We start from the raw sequence: 3,998 nt of genomic DNA, 5'->3' as shown, positions 1-3,998 counted from the left end.
TTTTCTACCAGTATTTTCACCAGGGTAGAGGTGGTATTGTAATGCGGTTTGGGTTCCGGCAGCTCCTCTATGATCTCTTTTACAAAGCAGGGGCCTTTTTGCCAGAGCACCTGCATAATCTGCTCTTCTGCCTTTGTGAGTGTTTTTACAGCGGGTACGCTCATATGGAATACGTTTACCCAAACTTAAAACTAATAGTTTAGTTTAACAACTATTTTGTTAGTTTTTTTTAATAAATGCTCGGTTCCCGATTATATTCATTTATTTTTGTTGACGTTAATCAGTTAAACACTTACAGGACTATACAATGGACGAACAACCGATCTTGCAGCTATCCAATGTTAATATATACCAGGGAAACTCTTTGATCTTGTCTGATGTGAATATTGCCGTGAACAGGGGGGAGTTTGTGTACCTCATCGGTAAAACCGGCACAGGTAAGTCCAGCCTGCTCAAAACCCTGTATGGCGACCTTACCTTACGGGAAGGAGCGGGACAGGTAGTAGGGTTTGACCTGAAAAAAATGGATTGGAAAAAAGTACCTTACCTGCGCCGTAACCTGGGCGTGGTGTTCCAGGACTTTCAGCTGCTGACCGACCGGAATGTGCATGATAACCTGAAGTTTGTGCTCAGGGCCACCGGCTGGCAGGATCCCAAGCTCATGGAAGATAAAATAGCGGATGTGCTGGAAAAGGTAGGGCTGGGCACCAAAGGGTTTAAAATGCCTTATGAGCTGAGTGGCGGCGAGCAGCAGCGTGTGGATATTGCCCGGGCCATACTCAATTCTCCCAAGCTGATACTGGCCGATGAGCCTACCGGTAACCTGGACCCGGAAACGTCGGATGGCATTATGCAGCTCCTGTTCCGCATTTGCCGGGAAGATGGGACCGCCATTGTAATGGCCACCCACGATTATATTGTGCTGCAGAAGTTCCCTTCCCGCGTGCTGCGTACCGAAAACGGGCAGGTAACGGATAATGCGGCAGTTAATTTTGCCTGACGCCGGGCTTTAATTAATAATGAAGAATTAATAATTAATTGAGCTACATTAGCCTATAATTGTTAATTATTCGTTATTAATCATTAATTATGGTGAAATTGTTAATTCCAAATATTCATTTTACCTTTGCACCGGAAAAATAGCGACGAAAAAACTTTATCATTTTTTATTATTTATTAAGATGTCTTACTTAACTGTTGAAAAGAAAGCCAATATATTCAAAGAATTTGGCGGAAGTGAGAAGAATACCGGTTCTATAGAAGCGCAGGTTGCTTTACTGACGGAGCGTATCACCGGCATTTCTGCTCACATGAAACAAAACAAAAAAGATTTCGCATCCAATCGTGGTTTAATGAAAATGGTAGGTCAGAGAAAGCGCCTGCTTTCTTACCTGTCTAAAACCAACCTCTCCGGCTACCGCGCCCTTATCGAGAAGTTAGGTCTCAGAAAATAACGATGTTTTTTTTATAGCGCTATTCCCAACTTCGATAGGTTGGGAATAGTTTTTTTTAAGGTGTACCTTTTAATCCTCACTTTTTTATGAATCTGACACCTATCTCAGTTAAATTCGATATAGGAAACGGCCGTATAGTTACCCTCGAAACCGGTAAGCTGGCCCGCCAGGCCGATGGCGCCGTTACTGTACGCATGGGCGATTGTATATTACTGGCTACTGTAGTAGCAAATAAAGAACCCAAACCTGGCCAGAGTTTCTTTCCCCTTACTGTTGACTACCAGGAAAAATTTGCATCAGCAGGCCGCATTCCCGGCTCATTTTTTAAGCGCGAAGGCAAGCTGTCTGACTATGAAGTATTGATTTCCCGTTTGATAGACCGTGCATTGCGTCCCTTGTTCCCCGACGATTATTTCTGCGAGGTACAGGTGCTGGTTACCCTTATTTCATCCGATCCGGAAGTAATGCCGGACGCGCTGGCCTGCCTGGCCGCTTCCGCAGCCCTGGCCGTATCTGACGTGCCCATCCAGGAAATTATTTCTGAAGTACGAGTGGCCCGTGTGGATGGTGAAATAGTGATCAATCCCGGCCGTACCCAGCTGGAAAAAGCGGATATGGACTTTATTGTAGGCGCCACTGCCAAAAATATTATGATGGTGGAAGGCGAGAGCAAGGAATGCAGCGAAGAAGACCTGATCAAAGCCATTGAAGCAGCGCATACTGCCATACAGCAACAGGTAAAGGCACAGGAAGAGCTGGCGCAGCTGGCTGGTGTTAAAGGCAAGCGTGAATATGAAAAGCCGCATACCAACGAAGCGCTGAATGAAAAAATAATAGCTTTTGCAAAAGATCGTATACACCAGGTAGCCAAATCTGCCCTGGGTAAGCACGAACGCAGCGAAGCATTCCATAAGATCGGCGAAGAGCTGGAAACCTTCCTGAACTTTGAAGAGCTGCCGGAAGAAGACCAGCCCCTGGTTGGCAAATACCTGCACGACCTGGAAAAAGAAGTGGTACGTAACATGATCCTGGACGAATCTGTTCGCCTGGATGGACGCAGCCTGGAACAGGTGCGTCCCCTGAACATGGAAGTAGACCTGCTGCCTTCCCCGCACGGCTGCGCCCTGTTCACCCGCGGTGAAACCCAGTCGCTCACTACCGTTACCCTGGGTACGCCGGAAGATGAGCTGCTGATAGAAAGCGCCGCCACCTCCAGATATTCCAAATTCATTCTGCACTATAATTTCCCTCCCTTCTCAACCGGTGAGGTGAAACCTATGCGCGGCCCCGGCCGCAGAGAAGTAGGCCACGGCAACCTGGCCATGCGCTCCCTGAAGCAAATGATGCCTGGCAGCGATTACGCTTATACCGTACGCGTAGTGTCCGACATCCTGGAGTCTAACGGTTCCTCCTCTATGGCTACCGTATGTGCCGGCTCGCTGGCGCTGATGGATGCCGGCGTACCGTTACCCAAGCACGTATCTGGCGTGGCCATGGGGTTAATTTCCCGTGCATCAGACGGTAAATGGGCCGTGTTAACAGACATCCTGGGTGATGAAGACCACCTGGGCGATATGGACTTTAAAGTAACCGGTACCCGCGAAGGTATTTGCGGTATTCAGATGGATATTAAGGTAGACGGTTTAAGCATGGATGTAATGCGCCAGGCGCTGGCGCAGGCGCTCCGCGGACGTTTACACATCCTGGATGCCATGTATGCCTGCCTGCCTGCAGCCCGTCCGGAACCCAAACCGCATGCGCCGCGCATGGAAAAAATGATCATTGACCGCGAATTTATCGGCGCTGTAATAGGCCCCGGCGGTAAAGTGATACAGGAGATCCAGCGCGAAACCGGTACCACCATCAACATTGAAGAAGTTGGTGAAACCGGCGAAGTAAGCATCTTCTCTGCACAGAAAGAAGGCCTGGATAAGGCTGTAACCTGGATAAAGGGCATTGTAGCCGTACCGGAAGTAGGTGAGGTATACGAATCTACCGTTAAGTCAGTAATGCCTTACGGTGCGTTTGTAGAGTTCCTGCCTGGTAAACAGGGCCTGCTGCACATCTCCGAAGTTTCCTGGAAACGCCTGGAAAATATGGACGGTGTGCTGTCCGAAGGCGAAAAAGTGAAGGTAAAGCTGGTGGGTACCGATCCCAAAACCGGCAAGTTCAAGCTGAGCCGCCGTGTGCTGATGCCCAAACCCGAAGGTTATGTGGAAAGGCCTGAAAGGCCCGACCGCCCGGAAAGAGGTGACAGGGGCGACCGTGGAGATCGTGGTGACCGCTTTGGCGGCCGTCCGCCCCGTGGCGACAGAGGTGACCGTGGCGACCGCGGGCCCAGGCCTCCGAAACCGGATGCACCGGCACCGTTCATCGGCGACGACGAAGAATAGCATAACCAGCCAACCGGCTTTTTATAACGAGTTATAAAGCAACCGTTCTACGAGCGGTTGCTTTTTTTTTGCGAAAAACATAATCCTTACTCATGCCAATACCCCTTGCCAGGGCCGTTCGGCGGGCGTATTAACCAACGTTTAACAATTC

Annotated in this window: 4 protein-coding genes; 3 read left to right on the top strand and 1 reads right to left on the bottom strand. The window is 49.3% G+C overall.

From position 1 onward, the window contains the following. Positions 1–164, bottom strand: a 164-nt coding sequence (locus tag VFS25_RS20210) for a BlaI/MecI/CopY family transcriptional regulator (RefSeq protein ID WP_326463991.1), incomplete at its 3' end; no start/stop codon positions are given. A 143-nt stretch (positions 165–307) separates the two neighbouring features. Between VFS25_RS20210 and VFS25_RS20205 the strand changes: the two genes are divergently transcribed. The 3 genes from VFS25_RS20205 to VFS25_RS20195 all read left to right on the top strand — a co-directional run bounded on the left by VFS25_RS20205 (position 308) and on the right by VFS25_RS20195 (position 3,847). Beyond that, positions 308–1,000 carry a cell division ATP-binding protein FtsE gene (locus VFS25_RS20205; protein ID WP_326463990.1) on the top strand — a complete coding sequence of 231 codons (693 nt, stop codon included), beginning with the start codon at positions 308–310 and terminating at the stop codon, positions 998–1,000. A 181-nt stretch (positions 1,001–1,181) separates the two neighbouring features. Beyond that, the gene (gene rpsO / locus VFS25_RS20200; RefSeq protein WP_326463989.1) at positions 1,182–1,454 is read left to right on the top strand and encodes a 30S ribosomal protein S15; all 273 of its coding nucleotides are present in this window, start codon (positions 1,182–1,184) and stop codon (positions 1,452–1,454) included. 86 nt (positions 1,455–1,540) lie between these two features. Continuing rightward, positions 1,541–3,847 (top strand): polyribonucleotide nucleotidyltransferase, encoded by a 2,307-nt coding sequence (locus VFS25_RS20195; protein WP_326463988.1) that lies wholly within the window; start codon positions 1,541–1,543, stop codon positions 3,845–3,847. Positions 3,848–3,998: the final 151 nt, after the last annotated feature.

This window comes from Chitinophaga sp. (assembly GCF_035761305.1).
GTDB lineage: Bacteria > Bacteroidota > Bacteroidia > Chitinophagales > Chitinophagaceae > Chitinophaga.
This window is presented reverse-complemented; position numbering and strand designations above follow the sequence as displayed.